15 protein-coding genes and 4 pseudogenes are annotated in these 19,404 nt (G+C 62.9%); 9 read left to right on the top strand and 10 right to left on the bottom strand.

Annotation, left to right across the window (positions count from 1 at the left end; genetic code table 11):
• Window positions 1-38: 38 nt before the first annotated feature.
• Together MB901379_RS13390 and MB901379_RS13385 are read right to left on the bottom strand one after the other, a co-directional pair.
• Window positions 39-803, bottom strand: coding sequence for an acyl-[acyl-carrier-protein] thioesterase (locus MB901379_RS13390; protein ID WP_158017130.1), 765 nt, complete (start codon window positions 801-803; stop codon window positions 39-41).
• Window positions 787-2,248 (bottom strand): annotated as a pseudogene (locus tag MB901379_RS13385) (NAD(P)-binding protein). The gene MB901379_RS13390 and the pseudogene MB901379_RS13385 overlap by 17 nt, the downstream one beginning before the upstream one ends.
• 279 nt (window positions 2,249-2,527) lie before the next feature.
• Between MB901379_RS13385 and MB901379_RS13380 the strand changes: the two are divergent.
• The 6 genes from MB901379_RS13380 to MB901379_RS13355 all read left to right on the top strand — a co-directional run bounded on the left by MB901379_RS13380 (window position 2,528) and on the right by MB901379_RS13355 (window position 7,166).
• Complete coding sequence (locus MB901379_RS13380) at window positions 2,528-3,943, top strand: DUF2254 domain-containing protein (protein ID WP_158019149.1); 1,416 nt, start codon at window positions 2,528-2,530, stop codon at window positions 3,941-3,943.
• Entirely contained in the window at window positions 3,940-4,773 is an 834-nt protein-coding gene (locus tag MB901379_RS13375; RefSeq protein ID WP_158019148.1) for an enoyl-CoA hydratase-related protein, read from the top strand. Before MB901379_RS13380 ends, MB901379_RS13375 begins: the two co-directional genes overlap by 4 nt.
• Entirely contained in the window at window positions 4,770-5,660 is an 891-nt protein-coding gene (locus tag MB901379_RS13370; RefSeq protein WP_158017128.1) for an alpha/beta hydrolase fold domain-containing protein, read from the top strand. Before MB901379_RS13375 ends, MB901379_RS13370 begins: the two co-directional genes overlap by 4 nt.
• 68 nt (window positions 5,661-5,728) lie before the next feature.
• Complete coding sequence (locus MB901379_RS13365) at window positions 5,729-6,073, top strand: ArsR/SmtB family transcription factor (protein WP_158017127.1); 345 nt, start codon at window positions 5,729-5,731, stop codon at window positions 6,071-6,073.
• A complete protein-coding gene (locus tag MB901379_RS13360; RefSeq protein WP_158017126.1) occupies window positions 6,070-6,777 on the top strand; it encodes a methyltransferase domain-containing protein in 708 nt (235 codons plus the stop codon). The genes MB901379_RS13365 and MB901379_RS13360 overlap by 4 nt, the downstream gene beginning before the upstream one ends.
• Window positions 6,774-7,166: a hypothetical protein gene (locus MB901379_RS13355; RefSeq protein WP_158017125.1), complete on the top strand. Its 393-nt coding sequence runs from the start codon at window positions 6,774-6,776 to the stop codon at window positions 7,164-7,166. Before MB901379_RS13360 ends, MB901379_RS13355 begins: the two co-directional genes overlap by 4 nt.
• A gap of 10 nt (window positions 7,167-7,176) precedes the next feature.
• On the opposite strand, the pseudogene MB901379_RS13350 reads toward MB901379_RS13355, so the two are convergent.
• Window positions 7,177-8,244: pseudogene (locus MB901379_RS13350) on the bottom strand (molybdopterin dinucleotide binding domain-containing protein); the annotation flags it as partial.
• On the opposite strand from MB901379_RS13350, the pseudogene MB901379_RS13345 reads away from it, so the two are divergent.
• Window positions 8,219-8,786: pseudogene (locus tag MB901379_RS13345) on the top strand (hypothetical protein); the annotation flags it as partial. The pseudogenes MB901379_RS13350 and MB901379_RS13345 sit on opposite strands and share 26 nt — an antisense overlap.
• Before the next feature lie 65 nt (window positions 8,787-8,851).
• Here the strand turns inward: MB901379_RS13345 and MB901379_RS13340 are convergent.
• From MB901379_RS13340 to MB901379_RS13315, 6 genes and pseudogenes are all read right to left on the bottom strand, one after another.
• Window positions 8,852-9,934, bottom strand: coding sequence for a PE family protein (locus MB901379_RS13340; protein WP_158017123.1), 1,083 nt, complete (start codon window positions 9,932-9,934; stop codon window positions 8,852-8,854).
• Window positions 9,935-9,954: 20 nt separating this feature from the next.
• Window positions 9,955-11,677 (bottom strand): annotated as a pseudogene (locus tag MB901379_RS13335) (MDR family MFS transporter).
• Window positions 11,678-11,704: 27 nt separating this feature from the next.
• Window positions 11,705-12,916, bottom strand: coding sequence for a cytochrome P450 (locus MB901379_RS13330; RefSeq protein ID WP_158017121.1), 1,212 nt, complete (start codon window positions 12,914-12,916; stop codon window positions 11,705-11,707).
• A 555-nt stretch (window positions 12,917-13,471) separates the two neighbouring features.
• Window positions 13,472-13,996 carry a bifunctional adenosylcobinamide kinase/adenosylcobinamide-phosphate guanylyltransferase gene (locus MB901379_RS13325; protein WP_158019147.1) on the bottom strand — a complete coding sequence of 175 codons (525 nt, stop codon included), beginning with the start codon at window positions 13,994-13,996 and terminating at the stop codon, window positions 13,472-13,474.
• Between the two features lie 198 nt (window positions 13,997-14,194).
• Window positions 14,195-14,593, bottom strand: coding sequence for a VOC family protein (locus MB901379_RS13320; RefSeq protein WP_232021840.1), 399 nt, complete (start codon window positions 14,591-14,593; stop codon window positions 14,195-14,197).
• Between the two features lie 17 nt (window positions 14,594-14,610).
• Window positions 14,611-15,630, bottom strand: a complete 1,020-nt coding sequence (locus MB901379_RS13315; protein ID WP_158017119.1) for a zinc-dependent alcohol dehydrogenase — start codon at window positions 15,628-15,630, stop codon at window positions 14,611-14,613.
• A 235-nt stretch (window positions 15,631-15,865) separates the two neighbouring features.
• Here MB901379_RS13315 and MB901379_RS13310 point away from each other — a divergent pair, with 235 nt between their 5' ends.
• Together MB901379_RS13310 and MB901379_RS13305 are read left to right on the top strand one after the other, a co-directional pair.
• Window positions 15,866-16,501 carry a TetR/AcrR family transcriptional regulator gene (locus tag MB901379_RS13310; protein WP_158017118.1) on the top strand — a complete coding sequence of 212 codons (636 nt, stop codon included), beginning with the start codon at window positions 15,866-15,868 and terminating at the stop codon, window positions 16,499-16,501.
• 267 nt (window positions 16,502-16,768) lie between these two features.
• Complete coding sequence (locus MB901379_RS13305) at window positions 16,769-17,620, top strand: class I SAM-dependent methyltransferase (RefSeq protein WP_158017117.1); 852 nt, start codon at window positions 16,769-16,771, stop codon at window positions 17,618-17,620.
• Window positions 17,621-18,192: 572 nt separating this feature from the next.
• Here MB901379_RS13305 and MB901379_RS13300 read toward each other — a convergent pair.
• On the bottom strand, window positions 18,193-19,080 hold the full coding sequence (locus MB901379_RS13300) for a glycosyltransferase family protein (protein WP_158017116.1): 888 nt from the start codon (window positions 19,078-19,080) through the stop codon (window positions 18,193-18,195).
• Window positions 19,081-19,404: the final 324 nt, after the last annotated feature.

Raw genomic sequence — 19,404 nt, 5'->3', positions numbered from 1 at the left:
TGTCAGCGTTGCGATCAACCGAAAGCGCGCAGCTCAGCTTAGAGCTTGCGCACCAGAGCGGCGGCACGCACGTCATCATCAACGACGAACTCCATATGGGTGCCGTCGTCACACTGGTCGAAGCGAATAGTCACAGGTTCGCCGAACTTGATCGGGCTGCGGTATTCGAGCACTGCCCGATAGGGAGCATTGGCTAAGTCGGCCAACGCCGGCACCTGGTTGACCGCCTCGAGCACGCCATGCCAATAGATGGTGTTGTTGACGTGCTCGAAAGGATCAATATCTGTGCGACGCAACGGAAACCGAATCTGATGACCATTGATGATCGGCTCCGAGAGCCAACGCCGCCACTTGAGCCGGTGGTTGTCGGTGGTGCTGCCAAAACGCGCGACGCAATCCTCGGTGAGGCGCGATGGGGTCAGGGTGTCTTTGTTCACACAGAGCCAGAAGCCTTCGGTTTCGATGCGTCCGCCGGCGGATCCTTCCAGCTGAACGCGCATATTGCACCATCTGGTGGAAAGCGCTGCGCACCAACGGCGAAAGGTGATATCGCTGGGTAGTTCAATCGGCTCGATGACGTCGATCACCGTGCGTAGCACGATCCAGTGCGGGTGGACGTCGGCCAGTTGGGCATCGGCGAGATGCTCGGCGCCAACCTCCTGGATGTAGCGTGCGACACCGTCGAGACGCAGCCGCATGTGCGCGTCGATATCGGTTGTGGCTAGTCGCCAACCTGTTTGGTAGACGTATCCCGACGGGGGCAGCTCGACTAGCGGTGTGTCGAAATCACTGTTGTGGGCCACCACTGTCCTTATCGCTACTGGTCTGTGCCGTCGTGGCCGTGGTCGGAGAGCAGTTTTTCCAGCTGCTTGCTGGCGGTATTCAACTTCGATTGGAACATCGACACCACCCGGTCGCGCACCCGCGGTTTGTGAGACAGCGGTGGGAGCAGATCGGCCAGCAGGTTCAACCGCGCCGAGCCTAGCCAGTCGGTCAGCTCGGGGTCGCCCAACCAGCGCGAGAAGTTACGAAGGTCGGAGTGAGTCAGGCGCATCCAGTCCACATCCGCGTCCGGGTGCGGAATCGGGGTGCAGAGCTCGTTTTTCAACGCGTCATGCTCGTAGGCCAGCTCGACGTGCGCGGTGAATGCGGCGCTGAACACCTGTTGGCAGCCGCGCACCGCCTGCAGGGTGATGCGATCTTCGTCGAAGACGGGTGTGGCCGGACGTTGCGGCGCGCCGTCGGCGGTGCAGTCGACGTGGAGCGCGGACGGTGTGGAGGCTATCGAGCCGCCGTCGAGCAGGATTTCGGTGGGCTCGATGCATTGGACGTGGCCCATCCTGACGACGTCGGCGATCCTGCGCAACTGGTCGTATTCGGGTTGGGACACGGTGGCACACCGATACATGGTTGGCCGGACCGTCGGGTCGAACCGGAGCAGGGTGCCGGCCATCTCGAGCCGGTCGAAAAGGTCCTCAACCGACGTCGCGTTGTCGATCGCTTCGAGGGTGGCGCCATAGCTGTCCCGGAATTGTTTGATGAACATCGGTCCGGGCTGCAGTGTTGCTCGGTCGATCAACCAGGAATCGCGCGGCATGATCCAGGTCAGCTTGTCCGGGCGAATGCCGTTTCGCAGCAACCACAGGCAAACGTCCATGCCCGTTTTCCCGGCTCCGATGATCACGTATCGGTCGCGGGTGGCGAATTTCGGTAGGTCGTTGGGGGTAATGCAGTCGATCCCCGGGGCGGCTGAATAGGGTGCGGGCCGCATCGACGGCACGACGGCGCGCAGATAGGTGGCGTCCACGATGCGTCGATGCACAGTGACCGCGTATTCTACGCCTCCCAGCGTCCGGAAGCGGCCGTCGCCTAGGTACTCACTCATGGGGAAAAACTCAACCTGACCGCTGGGCAGAAACTGCTGCTGCATCACGGCGTCGAAATAGGCGCATATCTCGCCGACCGGAGCGAGCTCGTTCAGTCCTTGGTTCCAGCCGACAGCGTCAATAGTGTTGTTGCCCAACGGCCGTGAGTTGACACCGTAATAGGCCGACGGTTGGTGCAGCCGCACAAATGGGTAGGCGGTTGTCCAATGTCCGCCTGGCTGATGTGCACGGTCGACGATGACCACGCGGGCCTCGGATTCGGTGATGAGCGTATCGGTAAACGCCATTCCCATCGCGCCGGCGCCGACCACGAGGTAGTCGGCTTCAATGGTTTTTGTTGGCCCACGTGTTGGCTCATTCATAGGCTCTCCTTTGAGCTTTGGTATTCGTACCTACCACCGCGCTGGTGGTTAGCGACCAAACCTCGTCGCCGTGAAGCGATGGCGCCGCGATAATGCCATGTGGAGTCTATTCCCCGGCTCCGCAGCGACCTGCGTTTGACCGCGCGGTGGGCCACGGCTATCGGTAAACCATGTCGCGGTGTTAAGACTGGTTTGGTTGCATCCACGAGGAGGTCCCATGAAAGCTTCGGTCATCCGCATCGGGATGGTTAGGCCGTTGTGGAGCGATGCGTAGTGCAGATGTCGCGGGGTGGGCAATCGCTGTCCGGTATTCGACGTGTACTCAGCGGTGCCGCGCAGCGGCGAGTTGCCATCGCCGAAGGAATACGCAGCCGATTGTGGCCGGTGCCGGCGATGTGTGTCATCAGCGCGGTTGCGGTCGGGGTGGCCCTCCCTGAACTCGATGCCGCCGTGGACCCGCACATGCCGCGCGGGTTGTCTGGATACCTTTTCGGTGGCGGCGCCGACGCCGCGCGTGAGCTGCTGGGCGCGATCGCGACCTCTCTGGTGACGGTAACCTCGCTGACGTTCTCGCTGACCCTAATCACTTTGCAGCTGGCCAGCAGTCAGTACACTCCAAGGCTGTTGCGGACATTCGCCGCGGACCACTTCGTTCAACGCACTCTGGCGTTGTTCTTGGCGACGTTCGCCTACGCGCTAACGGTGATGCGCACCGTCCGCAACCAACGCAGCGAAGGGGCCGAGTTCGTTCCGCAGGTGGCAGTCTCGGTGTCTTATCTGTTGGCCACGGCGAGCGTGCTGGCGTTGGTCTTGTTTCTCGGACATCTGGTGCGACAGATCAGGATCGAGATGATCCTCGGGCACGTCTCGAGCGAGGCCAAGGCGACCGCCGGCCGTGTCCTGGATCGGCTGGACGAACGGCAGAACGACATCGGCCTGCCATCACCACCCGCACAGCCTGCGGTGATCGTGGCCCAGTCCTCCGGCTTCCTGGTAGCAGTCGACCGGCAGGCGCTCATCGCCGCGGCCGTCGAAGCCAATGCGGTGGTCTGGCTCGACCGTCAGGTCGGGTCCGCCCTTATCCAGGGTGTACCGGTGGGGTTCTGTTGGTCCGCCGAGTCGGGGGCGCCCCTCGATGAGGAACGGTTGGCCCGACTGCGCACGTGCGTCGGTGGCGCTCTACGCAGTGGTCCGGAGCGCACGACAGCCCAGGACATCGGGTACGGGCTACGACAGCTCACCGACGTCGTCATCCGTGCACTGTCCCCGGGCATCAACGACCCGACCACGGCTGTGCACGGTTTGAGCTCGTGCACCACCGTTCTGTGCGATCTGGTCGGCTATCACCTAGGGCACCAGCTGCTTTGCGACGACGACGATTCGCCTCGAGTGGTGCTGACGCGTCCCGATCTCGCCGAATTGCTCGACTTGGTGTGCACGCAGGTGCAGCACTATGGCGCAAGCGATTCCGTGGTGCTGGCCAGGCTTATGACCATGCTTCGCGAACTTGCCTGGACAACGTCCCTACCTGATCATCGGCGGGCGATCGCGGACCGGCTCATCCGCCTGCAGCAGGCGGCCGCAGAGCAGGCGTTCGATGCCGCGGTAAATACCCAGCTGGAGCAACTCGCCAGCTCGGTAAGGGAAGCGATGGAGCGCCGATGGGCTCCGACGACCAGTTTGACCCGGACATGAGCGATCTCACCGTAACCGTCGCCGACGGCGTCGCGCTGCTGACGTTGAACCGGTCCGAGCGGCGTAACGCCTACACCGCGGAGATGGGAAGACTGCTTGGTAGCGCATATCAACGGTGCGACGACGACGACACAGTGCGTGCGATTGTGCTCACCGGAGCGGGCGATGCGTTCTGCGTCGGAGCTGACTTCGTCACCGCCGCCAACCCTTTCGGCGCTCTTCGCGGAGACGCTCAGTTTACCGCGTCGCCGATAGATCCGGCAGCGTTCGAGCTGCGCACACCGGTAATCGCCGCGGTCAATGGCCATGCCATCGGGATCGGCTTGACCATTGCATTGCAGGCCGACATCCGCATCATGGCTGAGTCCGCAAAATACGCTGTGGCGCAAGCCCGTCGGGGTGTCATAGCGGACTGCATGTCCCATTGGACGCTGCCTCGCCTGGCGGGCAGCGCCATAGCGGCAGAAATCCTTTTGACGGGACGGAATTTCGACGGTGCCGAAGCTCTATCCATGGGGATCGCATCCAGGACGGTCCCCGGGCCGCAGGTGCTTGACCACGCGATAAGGGTGGCTCGCGACATCGTGGTTAACGTCGCCCCCATGTCGGCGGCCTTGAGCAAGCGGCTGCTCTGGGACAGTCTGGCCCACGGCTATCGGCCGCGTCAGGTCGCCGAACTGGAGACCCAACTGCATCGTCGGGTGATGGGCAGCGCCGATGCGGTCGAGGGTGTCGAGGCGTTCCGAGAGCGCCGTGTTCCGCGTTGGACCGGGTCGGTGTCGGGGGATTGGCAACCGTTGCCCGAGTTCACCGAAGGTGAGGTTCGGTGACCAGTGTGCCGAGCCGGCTATTGCCGGCACTCCTTCGGGCCACGGGTCGTACTCGCCAGTACGCCAGCGCTGACAGCGCACACCGTCACATCGAAGAGCGTGCATTGCGCCCGCTGCCGTACGGGACGCCGGCTCGGTTGAGATCCGACCTGACCGTCGCCGTCCGCCGCCGATCGGGTTGGCCGCTGTACACTGTGGCGCCACAGGGCCACGTCCCTCGGCGCACCGTGGTTTACCTGCACGGAGGCGCATGGGTCAACGAAATCGCCCCCCAACATTGGCAATTGGTGACTCAGTTGGCGGCGGTGGCGCAGGTGAATGTGGTCATCCCCATCTATCCACTGCTGCCGTTCGCCACCGCGGCTGAGGTCGTGCCCGCAATTGTGGAGCTGATACTGGAAACTCTGTCGTCCGAGCACAGCGTCTGCCTGGCCGGTGACTCCGCGGGCGGCCAGATAGCCTTGTCGGCGGCAGTGCTGCTGCGTGACAACCATGATGTTGTCGTGCCTCGAACCACACTGATTTCGCCGGTCCTCGAGGCGTCCCTGAGCAATCCCCTTATTGATGTTGTGAAAGAGACCGATCCATGGTTGGGGCGTGAAGCGCTACGGGTGTTCGCTGAGCGGTGGCGTGCCGGTCTGCCGGTGACCGATCCGCGGGTGAGTCCGCTTGCGGCCGATTTGGCTGGTCTGGGGGCCCTGACCCTCTTCAGCGGCACCCGCGACATCCTCAACCCGGATGCACGTTTGCTGGCTGAAAAGGCTGCCGCGGCAGGAGTAGACATCGATTACCACGAAAGCCCAGGCTTGCTGCATGTCTATCCGCTGACGCCCACTCCGGAGGGGCGCCGGGCGCGCGCCGTCATCGTCGCGGGTCTGCGGAGCTAGGCAGGGTGGCTGATCGCTGCGGTGCTGGCCTTGACCCGCGAATATTCATCGATTATCGTCGATAATCGATGAATATGGTGGCAGGAATCGACCGGGCAATGGCAACGGAGTGGGCATCGTGGTTTCGAGCCCTTGGTGATCCAACGAGGGTGTTGATTCTTCACCAACTCGCCAATGCCAAGGCGCCGATGACCGTTGGTGAACTCACGAAGCGACTCGACGTGGGGCAGTCAACGATTTCGCATCATCTGGCCAAGTTGGCTGAGGTGCGGTTCGTGCTGGTCGATCAGCGGGGAACCTCCAGCTTGTGGCGGATCAACACGAAATGCCTGGCCTGCTTTCCGTCGGCGGTCGATGTGGTCATGGGGCGAATACCGGTCGAGTTCACCACCGCCGTGGAGTGTGCCCGATGACCAACAATGAGGTCCATGAAGGCGTTCGCGCCTTTTATCGCAGGGCAGCACGCACCCGCGTCTCCGAGCTGGAAGCCGACGGGCGTTGGGGAGCGACCCGCTACGACAATGACACGCTGGCACAGGCCCCGTCGGCCGCGGCCGACCTTTCGATGGGGTGCGGTAATCCGCACGCCATGGCGGATCTGCGGGCGGGCGAAACCGTGCTCGATCTCGGCTCCGGAGCGGGCCTCGACGTGATCTTGTCCGCCAAACGAGTAGGCCCATCCGGCACGGCTTTCGGTATTGATTTTCTTGACGAGATGCTCGAGCTCGCGCGAGCCAATGCAGCCGAAGCCGGAATCGGTAATGCCGAGTTTCTGCACGGAATGATCGAGAACATCCCGCTCCCGGACGCGTCGGTGGACGTCGTCATCTCCAACTGCGTCATCAACCTCGCGCCCGATAAGGCCCCGGTGTTCGTCGAGATCGCCCGGGTGCTACGGCCGGGTGGCAGGGTCGCTATCTTCGATGTGGTCGCCGACAACGGCAACAATGTGTGCGCCAATGGCGCCCACTGGGCCGACTGCGGCGCCGGTGCGCTGCAGCGCGACACCTACCTGCGGCTTCTGCTCGCGGCGGGGCTGGTCGAACCGACCATCGAATACACCCACGACACCGGCCCCGGGCGCCACGGTGCCATCATCCGAGCGAGGCTCCCATGACCCGACAAGCCTCGACCGCGACCCGTCTGGTGTTCGTCTACAACGTCGACGCGACGCCATTGGGCATGCTGCGAGATGTCTACTCGGCAATCACGACCGGGACCACCGACTGCCATCTTTGTGACCTCACCTATTCCGGGCTGATCAAAGACAAGAGCTGGCGGCGCTTTGTGACCAATTTGGGTCTCGACGTCGACTTCCAGCTCAGATCGACGTTTCGCGCGGCGCACCCTGACCTCGATATCGACTGTCCAGCAGCATTTCTCGAAACGACCGGCGGTGAACTTACCCAACTTCTCGCCTCAGCGGACATTAACGCCGCCGTCGACGTCACCCAGCTCAAGGGCATCGTCAGCAACGCATTGCAACGTAGCGGGTTGTGCACCTGACCCGGACGCTTCAGGCGGATCGTCGAGCGATGCCGACGTAGGTCGAACTCATTGCGGGGGTCTGCGACAGCGGATCCACCGGTTCGCGGTCGATCAGCAGATTGCGGTTTACGCCCAATGATTGCGGGTCGGCGCCGTCGCGTGGGTCGAAGATCCGTGAACCCCAGCCATGGTCCATTACCACAACGCCGCGCCGGGTGCGGTCGCTGAGTGCGGCATCAAGATGTACCTCACCGACCGGCGAGTACACCCGGACCGGATCGCCATCGCCGATGCCCAGCATGGCTGCATCCGCGGGATGAATGAGTACCACACTGCCTTTGCCGCGGGGATGCAAACCGGGCAGTTCGTTGAGAAACGAGTTCATGGAATGGCGGTGGCGTCGATTGCCGAGTTGGAAAGGGTAGCGCGGGGGAGCGTGGGGAGGTGGCGCGCAGAGCAGTTCAGGGCCGCGCGTCACCAGCTCGGTCGGAGCGACATGCACGCGCTGGTCGGCAGTCCGCAATGCCGCCGCGAAATGGCCATATTCTCGCGGGCCGAGCACTATGCCGTGTGGATTAGCCTGCAGCTCACGCCATTTCAGCTTGTGACCGTTGACTTTCCGTGAGGTGGCTACGATGATTCGGTTGATTCGGTTGATTCGGTTGATTCGGTTGATTCGGTTGATTCGGTTGATTCGGTTGATTCGGTTGATCCAGTGCGGCGTGAATGGGCGCCGTGTCGCGTCGGCCAGGCGCCGACTGGCCGTGATGAACCCGTTGATGCCCTTGATGCCGAAGAGCAGGTCCAGCTGTGCTAGGGCGTCGTCCAGGGCCGTCCCGTCGGGGCCGGACACGACCGGATTGCCGGCGTTGATCACCAGCGCCCGGATCCGTCCGCGCCCCGCCGTCGTGATCTCAGCTGGCAACTCGCTTAACGAGTGTGCGCCGGCAACCATGGTTCGGCCGGCCAACCGACTCTTGTGTTCGGGTGACTTGGCCATCGCCGTCAACCGCAGCGCGTCGAGGTAACCGGGTTCGAAGCGCCGGCCGCCGACGCGGTCCATGCGACGTCGCCGGATCGAGATCGTTGATTCGAGCATCGTGCATCAGGGATGGATGATGGGATACGGGCGATGCAAAATCATCGACGCCGATCACCACCCGGATCGGGTGATCGCGTTCAACGAAGGCCAGGGAGCGATTATCGGCGTCACTCCGGAAGATCTTGACAAGATGGATGTTTCGGGAACGGAACTGATCGTGGAAGCTAGCCCAGACTTGCCACCGTTGTGGTCGGCTTCGGCGCAGCCAAACGCGGTGACGGCCATTGGGTGTTGCCCGCGCTTAGCACGGAACTTGCCCCACCGGATGCGGCTCTGCAGATCGGACCGCAACATGTCGTCCTGGAAATCGCGGCCACAGACTTGGCCGCCGATCTCGCCGGCACACCCGGAAGGTGCAGGTCATCAGCTGGCACGTGATGTTCATGTCGCGTGGAAAAGTTGGCCCGTTCCGCGTCGAAGGTGTCGCATGCGGTGGTGACTGCTGGCGTGTCGGTGTGCGCATGCTCGTGCGCGACGAGGGCAGCGTGGATAAGGCCATCACGTCGGCCGCCGCGGTCCTTGAAGTCGTGGGCTGATACGCCGGACGGCACGAATGACTATGTTGCGGTGACATATTGCGCACCAGGAGTCTTGCGGACGACTAGGGGCCGAGGGTCGTGACCAGCAGTTGCGGTATGTATTCCACCAGGGCGGGGACGAGGCCGCCGATGGGCGGGCCGCTGATGGTCAGGGTATTGAATTGCGGCAGTATGGGCACACTCGCTGTCGCGGTGAGCGGTTGCAAAGGGGCGAGCAAGCCACTGAACGGAATGTCGGCCGTCACGGACAGTCCGGGCACGAACAGTCGCACCGCTAGTGTCTGTTGGCCATTGAGGAATCCGTTGGTGATGTTGGCGGGAGCGTCGACGAGTGCGTTGACCGCCGCCATCGTGTTGCCGGCCTGCAATGCTCCCAAGGCGGCGGTGCCGCTTGCGCCGGCCGCGAAGGCCGCGTTGACCGGTGCGCCCAACGCGTCGATCGCCAGAAGTTGCGGTAGGCCGATCGCAAACCCAAGTGATAGCCCGGACGAACTCAACGACGCCGACGACAATGACACCGGGGCGTTGAGTGCTTGGTAGAGGGCGGTGGAGCCCTGCGCGAGGCGTGCGGGTATGCCCAGGATCGGCAGCAGGTCCCCGTTCTGCAGCGATGTGGAGATCAGCTGGGGGTAGCCGGTGACGGCGTGCAGCAGCGCGGGCACCGTTGAGTTGGCCCAGGTGCTGCCGATCCCTTGCAGGCTGGCGGTCGTATTCGCCAGCAGGTTCTGATAGGAGGCGGGGATGGCGCTGCTGGTGGCTGCCGCGGCGACAAACTCGGCGGCACCCGCCCCGGTTCCGGTCAGCGGCTGGCCAAGTAGGGCCCTGGCTGGTGCATTCACCGCGCTCAGCAGCGTTTGCTCGGCGTTGGCGGCCTCGGTGCTGAGGTAGGCATTGGCGCCGCCGCTCAACAAGCTGACGAACTGCTCATGGAAGGCCTGCGCTTGGGTGTTGACCGCTTGGTATTCCTGGCCGAAGGTGCGAAACAGCGCCGCGATCACGGTCGATATTTCGTCCTCTGCCGCGGCGACCACTGCCGTCGTTGAGCCGGCGGCGGATGCGCTGGCCTGGCCCAGCGTCGATTGAATAGCCACTAGATCTTGAGCTGCCGTCGTCACCATCTCTGGCGTCGTGAGTACAAAGGACATGTCCGTCTCCCGCCGACTCATTACCGCGGCCGCCTGATCGTCATCGAGGCCACAATGAGCTTAGATCCCATGTCGACCACACATGCGGGAAAAGTTGAATATTTTTCGAGGCCCAGGAGTCGACAAACCGGCTGGGCCAATGAGTGTTTCGGGCTATCGGTGGTTGGTACCCCGAGTTCCGTCGCCGAGATCGCTTGCCTTGTTGTGGATGTCGCGCAATGGGACTTCGCGCATGAACAGCGCCAAGACCAAACCGATCGCGGCGACCGCGGCCGCGCACAAGAACACCTGGCCCAGCGATCCGGCGTAGGCGTGCACGATCGGCGCGGTTATGGCCGGGGGTTGTCGATGCAGCCGGTGGGGCGAGTTCACCACTTCGGCGGGCGCGCCGCTGGCCGCCAGCGCCGAAGGTAGCCGTGAGCCGAGGAAGTTGACGAACAGGGAACCGAAGATGGCCGCCCCGAACGAGCCACCGATGGTGCGGAAGAAACTAATGCCCGAGGTGGCTACACCAAGGTCCTCGAAATCCGACGTGTTCTGCACGATGAGTACCAGCACCTGCGAGGACATGCCGATGGCGGCCCCCAGGATCAGCAGGTAGACCGATTGCACGGTCGCAGAGGTCGATCCGTCCATGCGAGACATCAGCAGAAACGCGATGGTCATCAGCGCGGTGCCGGCGACCGGAAAGATCTTGTAGCGACCGGTTCGCCCGACCGCGCTACCGCTGCCGATGGAAGTGATCAACATGCCGATCACCATCGGCAGTATGCGCAGACCCGAGGTGGTCGCTGACACGCCGTCGACGTACTGCATGAACGTAGGCACGAATATCAGCGCCCCCAACATCGTGAACCCCACGATGAACGCCAGCACACAGCACACGCTGAATACCGGCCCGGCGAACATGCACATCGGCAGAATCGGTTGGGCGGCATGGGTTTCCACCCACACAAACGTAACAAGAGTCACCGCGGCACCCGCGAATAGCCCAATGACGGGCGCCGACCCCCATGGGTAGACCGTGCCGCCCCAACTGGTGGCCAACGTCAAGGCCGCCGCACCCAGGGCGATGAACACGATGCCGGCATAGTCGATTACGGGTTTGGTGGCCGCTGCCAGCGCCGGGATCGCCGCGGCCGCCACACAGATCACCACCGCCGAGATCGGGAGGTTGATCCAGAACGCCCACCGCCAGCTCAGGTAGTCGGTGAAGTAGCCCCCGAGTAGCGGGCCCGCGACCGTCGTGACACCGATTACCGCGCCCAGGATTCCCTGGTACCGACCGCGATCTCGAAGCGGCACCACCTCACCGACCAGAGCGATTGCGGTCACAGTGATGGCGCCTCCGCCGATGCCCTGTAGCGCACGGGATGCCACCAGCATGGTCATCGATTGCGCCAGCCCACACAACACCGATCCCGCCACGAAGAGTAGTACGGCGATCTGAAACACCCGCTTGCGTCCGAACATATCGCCGAGCTTGCCCACCAGCGCGGTGGTGACCGTCGAGGCCAGCAGGTAGCTGGTGACCACCCAGGATTGTCGACTGGCCTCGCCCAGGTCGGCGACGATGGTGGGCAATGCGATGGCGACCACGGTCTGGTCCAGTGCCGAGAGCAGTATTCCGAGCATGATTGCCAGGAAAATGAAGTTGCGCCGCCGCGAAGTGATTAGCGCGCTGTTGGGCGTGAAATCAGCGGTCGGCGCGGGTGCGGTGACTGTCGTTCTCGGGCGGGTCATAGCGGCTTTTGCGTCATCGTCTGGGCGTCACCATCGCACCGGCAACGACAGCAGGCCCTCGTTCATCATGCCGGTGCGAACCTTCAGATCCTGCACATCCGCCGCCAGCTCAAGTGTCGGCACCCGGGTGATTAGACCGCGCAGCAACGACTGCATCTCGCAACGGGCCAGCCAGGCGCCCGGACACAGAAACCGGCCATGGCCGAAGCTGATGTGCCGGTTGTCCGCCCGGTCGACCAGGAACTCATCCGGGTCGTCGAAGAAGCGGGCGTCGCGGTTGGCCGAAGTGGTGCTGACCGCGATCGTCGTTCCCTTCGGGATGACCGCGTCGTCGAGGTCGATGTCCTCGATCGAATAGCGGAGCGCACCGAGATTCGACGGCGGCAGGTAGCGCAGCACTTCCTCGACCGTCGACTCGACCAGTGTCGGATCGGCAACCACCCGGGCATAGCAACCCTTGTACAGCAGCAGACCGATCATCCGGGAAATCATCACCCAGGTGGAGTCGATGCCCGCAGCGAAGAGCGCCTGTGCGAGGTAGACGAGTTCGAGGTGACTGAGCTGCCCGTCGTCGGCGTCCGATACGGCTACCAGATCGCTGAAGAAGTCGTCTGTGGGTTCGGCTCGTCGCTTCTCGGCCAGCTCACAAATGAACTGCGCGAACTCCTGTTGGCCCGCGGCCATCTCCTCGGCGGTGTGCAGCGAGAGGCTGAATAGCCGCTCTGCCCAGTATTGGGCTCGGTCGCCATCGCCCGGCGGAAAACCGAACATTTCACCGACAATCTGCCGCGGCAGCGGCCGGGCGAGCGCTTCGACGGCGTCGGCGGGCATCGGACCGGTCAGCATCGCGTCGAGCAGCTCATCGACAATCGTGACAATCCTCGGCCGCAACTCCTCGATCCGCCCCCGGCGTAGCGCCTTGGCGAACAACCGGCGAATCCGCGTGTGATTGGGCGGGTCAACCAAAGTCGAGACAAACTCCAGCTCCAGCATGTTGAGCTGAGTGGTCGAGAGCTTCGCGGCGTCTGCGCGATACATGTTCCGGCTGACCCGATCGTCGTTCAGTACCTTCTTGGCGTCGTCGTAGCGGGTGACGACCACCGCCGGGTCGCCGCTCGGAAACCGCACGTCGGCGACCGGGCACCGCTGCCGAAGTTTGCCGAGTTCCTGCGGTGCCGACAACCCGTCCGGCTGAGTGAATGGGTAGTCCGTTGCAATATTGGTGCCAGGATAGGCCACAATGTCACCCCTTCAGATCTTGAGACGGATAGTCGATCCAGAACCGGCTGCGGGACAGAACGCAGAACATTGGTGTCACTGATAGGCGAATGTATTATAAATGTCAACCCGCTGGCAAGGGCTTGCGTTGATTTATCAAATGGTCATCACGGTGTGTTTGTGTGCCGGGTAGATAAAGGCTCGCGCGCAGTTAAGTGAAGATTTTATCCTGCGCACCAATGGTTTTCGCTATCGACCAAGCTAGGCCGGCTCGATGCTGGACGCATCTCGTAACGTGCACCGTACTTTACATGTTGTGCAATATGCATTGCGCGTTGTGCATTGTGCATTGTGCACTCTTCGTGAATATTGAGTGTGTCCGTGGATGGCTGTTATTGCGCTCGTGAAACCGTGGTGTTTATTTTCGAAGATCTTTGGTTTTCGGTTACGAAAGTGTGATATGAGCTGCCGGGGCCTCGGGCTGGCTCTGCGACTAAAGATTCGGTGGGGCCGGTATTACCGCAATCTCGCTCGGATCGGGCGGGCGGGGGCAGATCTACCCGCGCGATCCCGGGCTCATAGCTTGAGCACACGTCCGGCGATGACCAGGTGTACCTCGTCGCAAACGGCTGACACGCGTTGGTTGGTCGTTCCCAGAAGATCGCGAAACACCATGCCGGAGCGATGGGCTGGTACCACGCCGAAGCCGACCTCATTAGTCACCACGACCGCATCGGGCAGTGCTGCCAGCGCCCTGCACAGCTGGTCGACCGGTTCCTGCACGGCGGCATAGATATCAGCGGTCTCGATATCCCACAGTGCCTCACGGTCCATCAGGGCGGTAAGCCAGGTACCCAGGCAGTCCACCAGGACGGGACACCGCGTCTGGCTCAAAGCGGTTGCGATGTCGGCTGTTTCCCATGTCGCCCAGGTCGGCGAGCGACGCGCCTGATGCCGCGCGACCCGGGAATCCCAGTCGGGATCGTTACCATCTGCGGGGCGGCCAGGGGCAATGTAGACGACTTCCGCGGCATCAGCCAACAGAGCCTCGGCATGGGTGGACTTCCCGGAGCGGGCGCCGCCAGTGACCAGTATCCGCACCGCGTCATCGTATGCCGGCCGCGGCGATGTCAGCTCGTCGCATCGTGGGTTCTCGCCGGGTCGGTGCCGGCTTCCCGCATCACTTGGCGGCATGTCGGCACTGGCGAGTCGGGATCGCGGTCCAAAGATCCTGGGCGTCGGACCGCCGTGGCGCACGTCGCTGCGCGGGAAGGTGGGTTCGTGCATCGAGACGAGTCCTTAGCGATTCATCGCGAAGTAGTCAGGCAGCTCGGCCAGGACCTCTGCCCGCGGAGCGAAGATCTCCAGCAGCAGCTTGTCCGGCCCCTGTGCCATCAGGTAGTCCGCCAACGGGTCGGAGCGAATCTCGGTGACCGATGCGCCTATGTCCTGCAGTCTTTTTCGCGCTGTCTCGAGGTCGTCCGACTGTATCCCGAGATGATGGACGGTGCCCTGACCGGGGTGTTTGGGCGCCTGATCGTAGAGATGCACATGTCCGCTGCCGAGCTGGAGCAGCACATTGCGGGCTCCCGCGAAGTCCACGTCACGGATGACGTCAGCCCCCAACCCGCGTACCAGGAAATCCAATGTGGCGTCGATGTCGGAGCACATGAGGTGTGCGTGATGAAGCGACAGCATGACTTTGGCGCGTCCGCTTAGGCGTCGAGGACGAAGATCGGCTTGTGCCCAGGCCGCCCGGAGGTGAGGATGTCGGGGATCTCGTGCCATTCGTAGATTCCGCTGGTGACCAGTTCGGGGTGCAGCACCCCCGCGGCGACCGCATCCAGCGTGGGGGTCATGCTCGCCCGGGCGTGGCCCTTGCCGTTATGGAAGTGGACTCCGCGCATGTAGAGCTGCAGCATCGGCAATGCCACGTCCTGGAAGTAGATGCCCACGCTGTTGACGTATCCCTCCGGAACCACCGACCGCAGCGCCTTGCGGAGCTTCTTCGGGTCGCAGGAAGCGTCCACCGCCAGATCGAAGTTCTTCTCCGGCTTGCCGCCGATGTCGGCGACTTCGGCGCCGAGCTTCTCGGCAACCGCCATCCGCACCGGGTCGTCGTCGTAGTACACCGTGCGGGCTCCCGCACAGTGCACGGCTGCGTCGACACAGTACAACCCGATCGACCCGGTGCCGCCGAAGATCGCTACCTGTGGGTCGGTGATCTGAGAAACGGTGGGCACCACCGTTTCCCAGCCGAGGGCCAGGTTGTCGCCGATAGAGGCGAGGTGGACCGGATCGACGTTGCCAGGTAGGCGCGCCAGGTTGAAGTCGGCAAATGGCACCCGGATCAGCTCGGAGAAGCTGCCACCCCACGCCCCGTTGACCGGCAGTCCGTACTGTGCGTCGCCGTAACGCAAGCACCGGGCCGGATGGCCCTTGCCGCATTGGTCGCACGTTCCACACGCGATGTGCCAGGCCACGCCGACGGTATCGCCGACAGCGAAGCCGGCGCAATCAGAACCGACCTCGACAACCGTGCCGACGCATTCGTGGCCGAGCGCGAACGGTGCCGCACAAGTGAACGGGGTCTTGTCGGCGATGACGTGATGGTCCAGGTCGCAGGTGGTCGCCGCGAGTGGTCGGACCAGCGCATCGGTCGAATCGACGACGGTCGGGGCATCCATCTCGTCGAAACGCAACTTGCCGGGTTCGACGAAGGTCAGGCTTTTCATGGCTTCTCCTTTGGTGCAACACACGTTTGGGCATGAAGTGGGTGCCGACATTGACGACAGAGGTCAATCCCGCCCTCGCCGGAACCTGTGCCATGGCGGCATTGGTGCGGGCCGTCGACATCCTGGTGATGAGGTTGCCGCGCGGCGACCGACATCCCTCGTCCTCCTTATAACGATCGTCATAGCCTGACGTCGACGCTAGGCTATAACGGTTGTCATAGCAAGGGAGGGTGTCGTGGCCGAAGATCGAACTGGGCGTGAGCGCATGGTCGCCGGCGCCGCGGATATGATCAGCCGCCGTGGGCTCAACGCGACGAGCGTGCGCGAACTGGCCAAGCACACTGACGCCCCGCTGGGCTCGACCTACCACTATTTCCCCGGTGGTAAGTACGATCTGGCGACCGAAGCGGTGCGGTGGGCCGACGACCTCGCCGTGAGCGTGTTGGCCGAGGCACTCGCGGCCGGTCCGCGGGCCGGGTTGTCGGCGTTTCTGGCGCTATGGCGAAAAGTTGTCCTAGACAGTAATTTTCATGCGGGGTGCCCGGTACTGGCGGTATCGGTGGAAGACCTGCCTGACGAACACGACGCGCCCCGCGACGCCGCCGCGGCAGCGTTTCGGCACTGGACCTCGTTGTTGGCCGATTCTCTATGCGACGCCGGAGCGCCACGACCGGATGCCGAGCAAGTCGCCACACTGATCGTCGCCGCCGTCGAAGGCACCGTGGCGATATGCCGCGCCCAACGCAGCATCGCCCCCCTCGACCACGTCACCGCTCAACTCACCCAGGTGATCGAGAACATGCTGCCCGAACCGCCGCCGGCAACCCGTACTGCTGGTGCGCGAGGTGTGAAGAAGGCTCCTCGGCAATGACACGGCAGCATCACCGGACGACACGCAAAGTGCAAGGCTCGCTGCAGGTGCGTTGGCCAACGGCGAAAGGGTTTGGTAGACCGGTTGATTCGGCTAAGTGACTGCGGCCAGAAGCGTCACTGTGACAAATTTCCGAGACTAGCGGGGGAGAGAGAGGGAGGGGGATCCGAGTGAACGTTGAAGCGCGGGTGCCAGGCAAGATCGGACGGGGCCGCGCGGGTGCGGGCGGGGTAATAGGCCACCGCACGTACATGCAATCCTGTCGCCATGGATGACATGCAGGAAACCCCGGTCGACGCGGATTGGCGCAACCTGAATCTGGCGAATTGGGAGTCGCGCGTGCCGCTGCACACCGGGCCCGACGGGTACGACCTTGCCAGCTTCGACGATCCCGGATACTTGTCTCCAGAAGTGCGCTACGACCTGCCGCGCCTCGGTCGGCTCAATGGGCTCGACGTCGCTCACCTGCAGTGTCATATCGGCACCGACACGGTATCGCTGTCCCGGCTGGGTTCACGATCGACGGCAGGTCTGGATTTTTCCCCCGCCGCGCTGCGAGCCGCTCGGGGACTGGCGACGCGCGCTGGGGCTAATGTCGAATTCGTCGAGGGCGATGTCTACGATGCGGCGCAAGCATTGGGCGCTGGTCGTTTCGACCTTGTCTACACCGGTATTGGGGCGCTGTGCTGGATCCCCAGCATCAGCCGTTGGGCCGGTGTGGTCGCAAGCCTGCTTCGGCCGGGCGGGCGCCTATTCATGCGGGAAGGCCATCCGGTGTTGTGGTCGCTGAGCGATCCACGGCCCGACGGGCTTTTCGTCGTTGAATACCCGTACTTTGAAACAGAGGGCATACCGTTCATCGAACATGACACCTATGCCGGGACCGGGGCTGTCACCTCACCGCGCATCATCCATTTCAACCACGGGCTCGGCGAGATTTTCACTGCTCTCACCGATGTCGGGCTTGTCGTCACTGCGCTTCAGGAGCATCGCGAAGTCCCATGGAATCCGTTGGGGGATGCGATGATGCCTAGTCCGGACTTCGCCGGCGAGTTCATCCTGGCCAATGGTCGAGACCGGATTCCGATGACCTACACCATGCAAGCAGTCAAGCGTTAAACCACCGTAGTTTCGCGTCGTCAGCGGGCCACCTCAGCGTCCGCCGAGGTGGCGGGTGCTGTTCCCGCCGTGCCCTCGTCGACCGGCCGCCAGGATCTCGAAACCGGGCGTTTGGCAAGACTTGCCACCGAAATCTCCTTGATCGCGACGCCATCGACGCGGGACCTGCGCCCCGCCGCCCGATGATCAATTCGTCACAGTGACGTAATGTCGGCGGCGTGGCCCCGGGGAAAGGGGTAGGTAGCTGGGCGCCGCCCCGGTGGGTCCGACCAGTCCAGTCCACCACGGGTCCGGCGACCTTCGGGTACGGCCCAAGGAATTTCGTCTGCCGAGACATCGTCCGTGGCGCTGGGGCAATCGTCGGGCGTGAGAAGCCGGGCAGGCGCACCTTTCGCCTACGCCAACTCGCTCGCATTGGTTAAGTACCGATAAGCGACATTATGTCAGGTAATCATACGTTTTGAATGTCCCTCGCTCGCTTTGCATCATCAGCGGTTGCTGCTCCCAAACGGCAGGAACACGGGTTTGGGCGCGACGGCGCACCTGCCCGGCGAAGTTTGGCAGTAAGGTTGTCAACGACGCACGGTAAGACCCAACCCGAAGTCCGAGCGGTTGGTCTTCTTCACCTTGGCAAGAATCCGGGACGCCCACGCCTCAACCAGCCGGCCTTGCCAACCCTTGGCTTTTATTGCGTCGGCATGGATCGATATCCCCTCGAGCACTTCGATAATTTTCCAGCCTTTTGTGGTCTTGGCGCGCGGTCTCGACCAAGAGAGGCGGATGTTCCCTGTTACGGCGTCGCACAAATAGGCACAGACAGCCTGTTCGATCTCGAGACCGAAGCCATCGGTTTTGCTCATCGCGAGGTGGCGTCTAGCAAAATCGACCGAGAAAAGACGAAACCCCGACACAAGGTCGCGCAGTTTCAGGCCGCCCAGTCGGCAGGCAAGCGTGCTAGCCAGCAGCAGTTCTGCCCGGTAGGGGTCCGAACGAAATGTTTTGGCGTAGCTTGGATACCTATCTCCCACCAGCAAGACCGGGCCGGTCGCCCGATTGGGGTCGATACGACGGTACGCGTCGACGAGTAGCCAGGCGTCGGACGGACGCTGATCAAGGTCGCAATCACATTGCACGATGTAGTGGATGCCCTCTTTGTCCACCAGTTCCCGCAAACCAACACGGATGGCTTCGGTCTTGCCGACATTGCGCTCCAGTCTGACAAGCTGATCGCACCCGGGGATATCCGCCGCCGTAAAGGTCAGCCCGCTTCCGTCGTCTACCACCACCACATGGCCGACGACTCGGCTGAGTTGGAGAGTCGTCTCGCTTAGGCGCTGAATCAGTTGGTCGTCGGTGCCCCCCGATGAACCCCAGGAGAACGGGACGAGGGCTGAGCCGGCACGATCCGGAGTTCTGCGGGGTTCGTTGTTCCTTTTCTCCGGCGCGGAGAAGACGCCCATCGTCGCTTCCTTTCCTCTAATATTCTGTATTCGTGCTGGTGTGGCAGCGCGAAGTGAGGCTAGGCCGCGTTGGCCATGACCTAGTTACTACCGAGTTCCGTGCCCATCGTCTCTCGGCGAAGCTAGCACCCAATGCGGCGTTTGCGGCGGGACTTCGACACAATGCGATCGAATGCGACGGGTCGCGGTCACCACGATTGGTACCGGCATGATGTTTGTTTTGCCGCCGGCATAAAACATCACCCCGGTCATGAAGCTGCGCGTTGACGACACGTGTAGGTGTTGTGAGCTGACGCGGCTGATCGATGCCGGTGGGTGGGATCG

Source organism: Mycobacterium basiliense, assembly GCF_900292015.1.
GTDB classification, from domain to species: Bacteria; Actinomycetota; Actinomycetes; order Mycobacteriales; family Mycobacteriaceae; genus Mycobacterium; species Mycobacterium basiliense.
The sequence above is the reverse complement of the archived record's forward strand: the minus strand, read 5'-3'. Positions and strand labels throughout refer to the sequence as shown.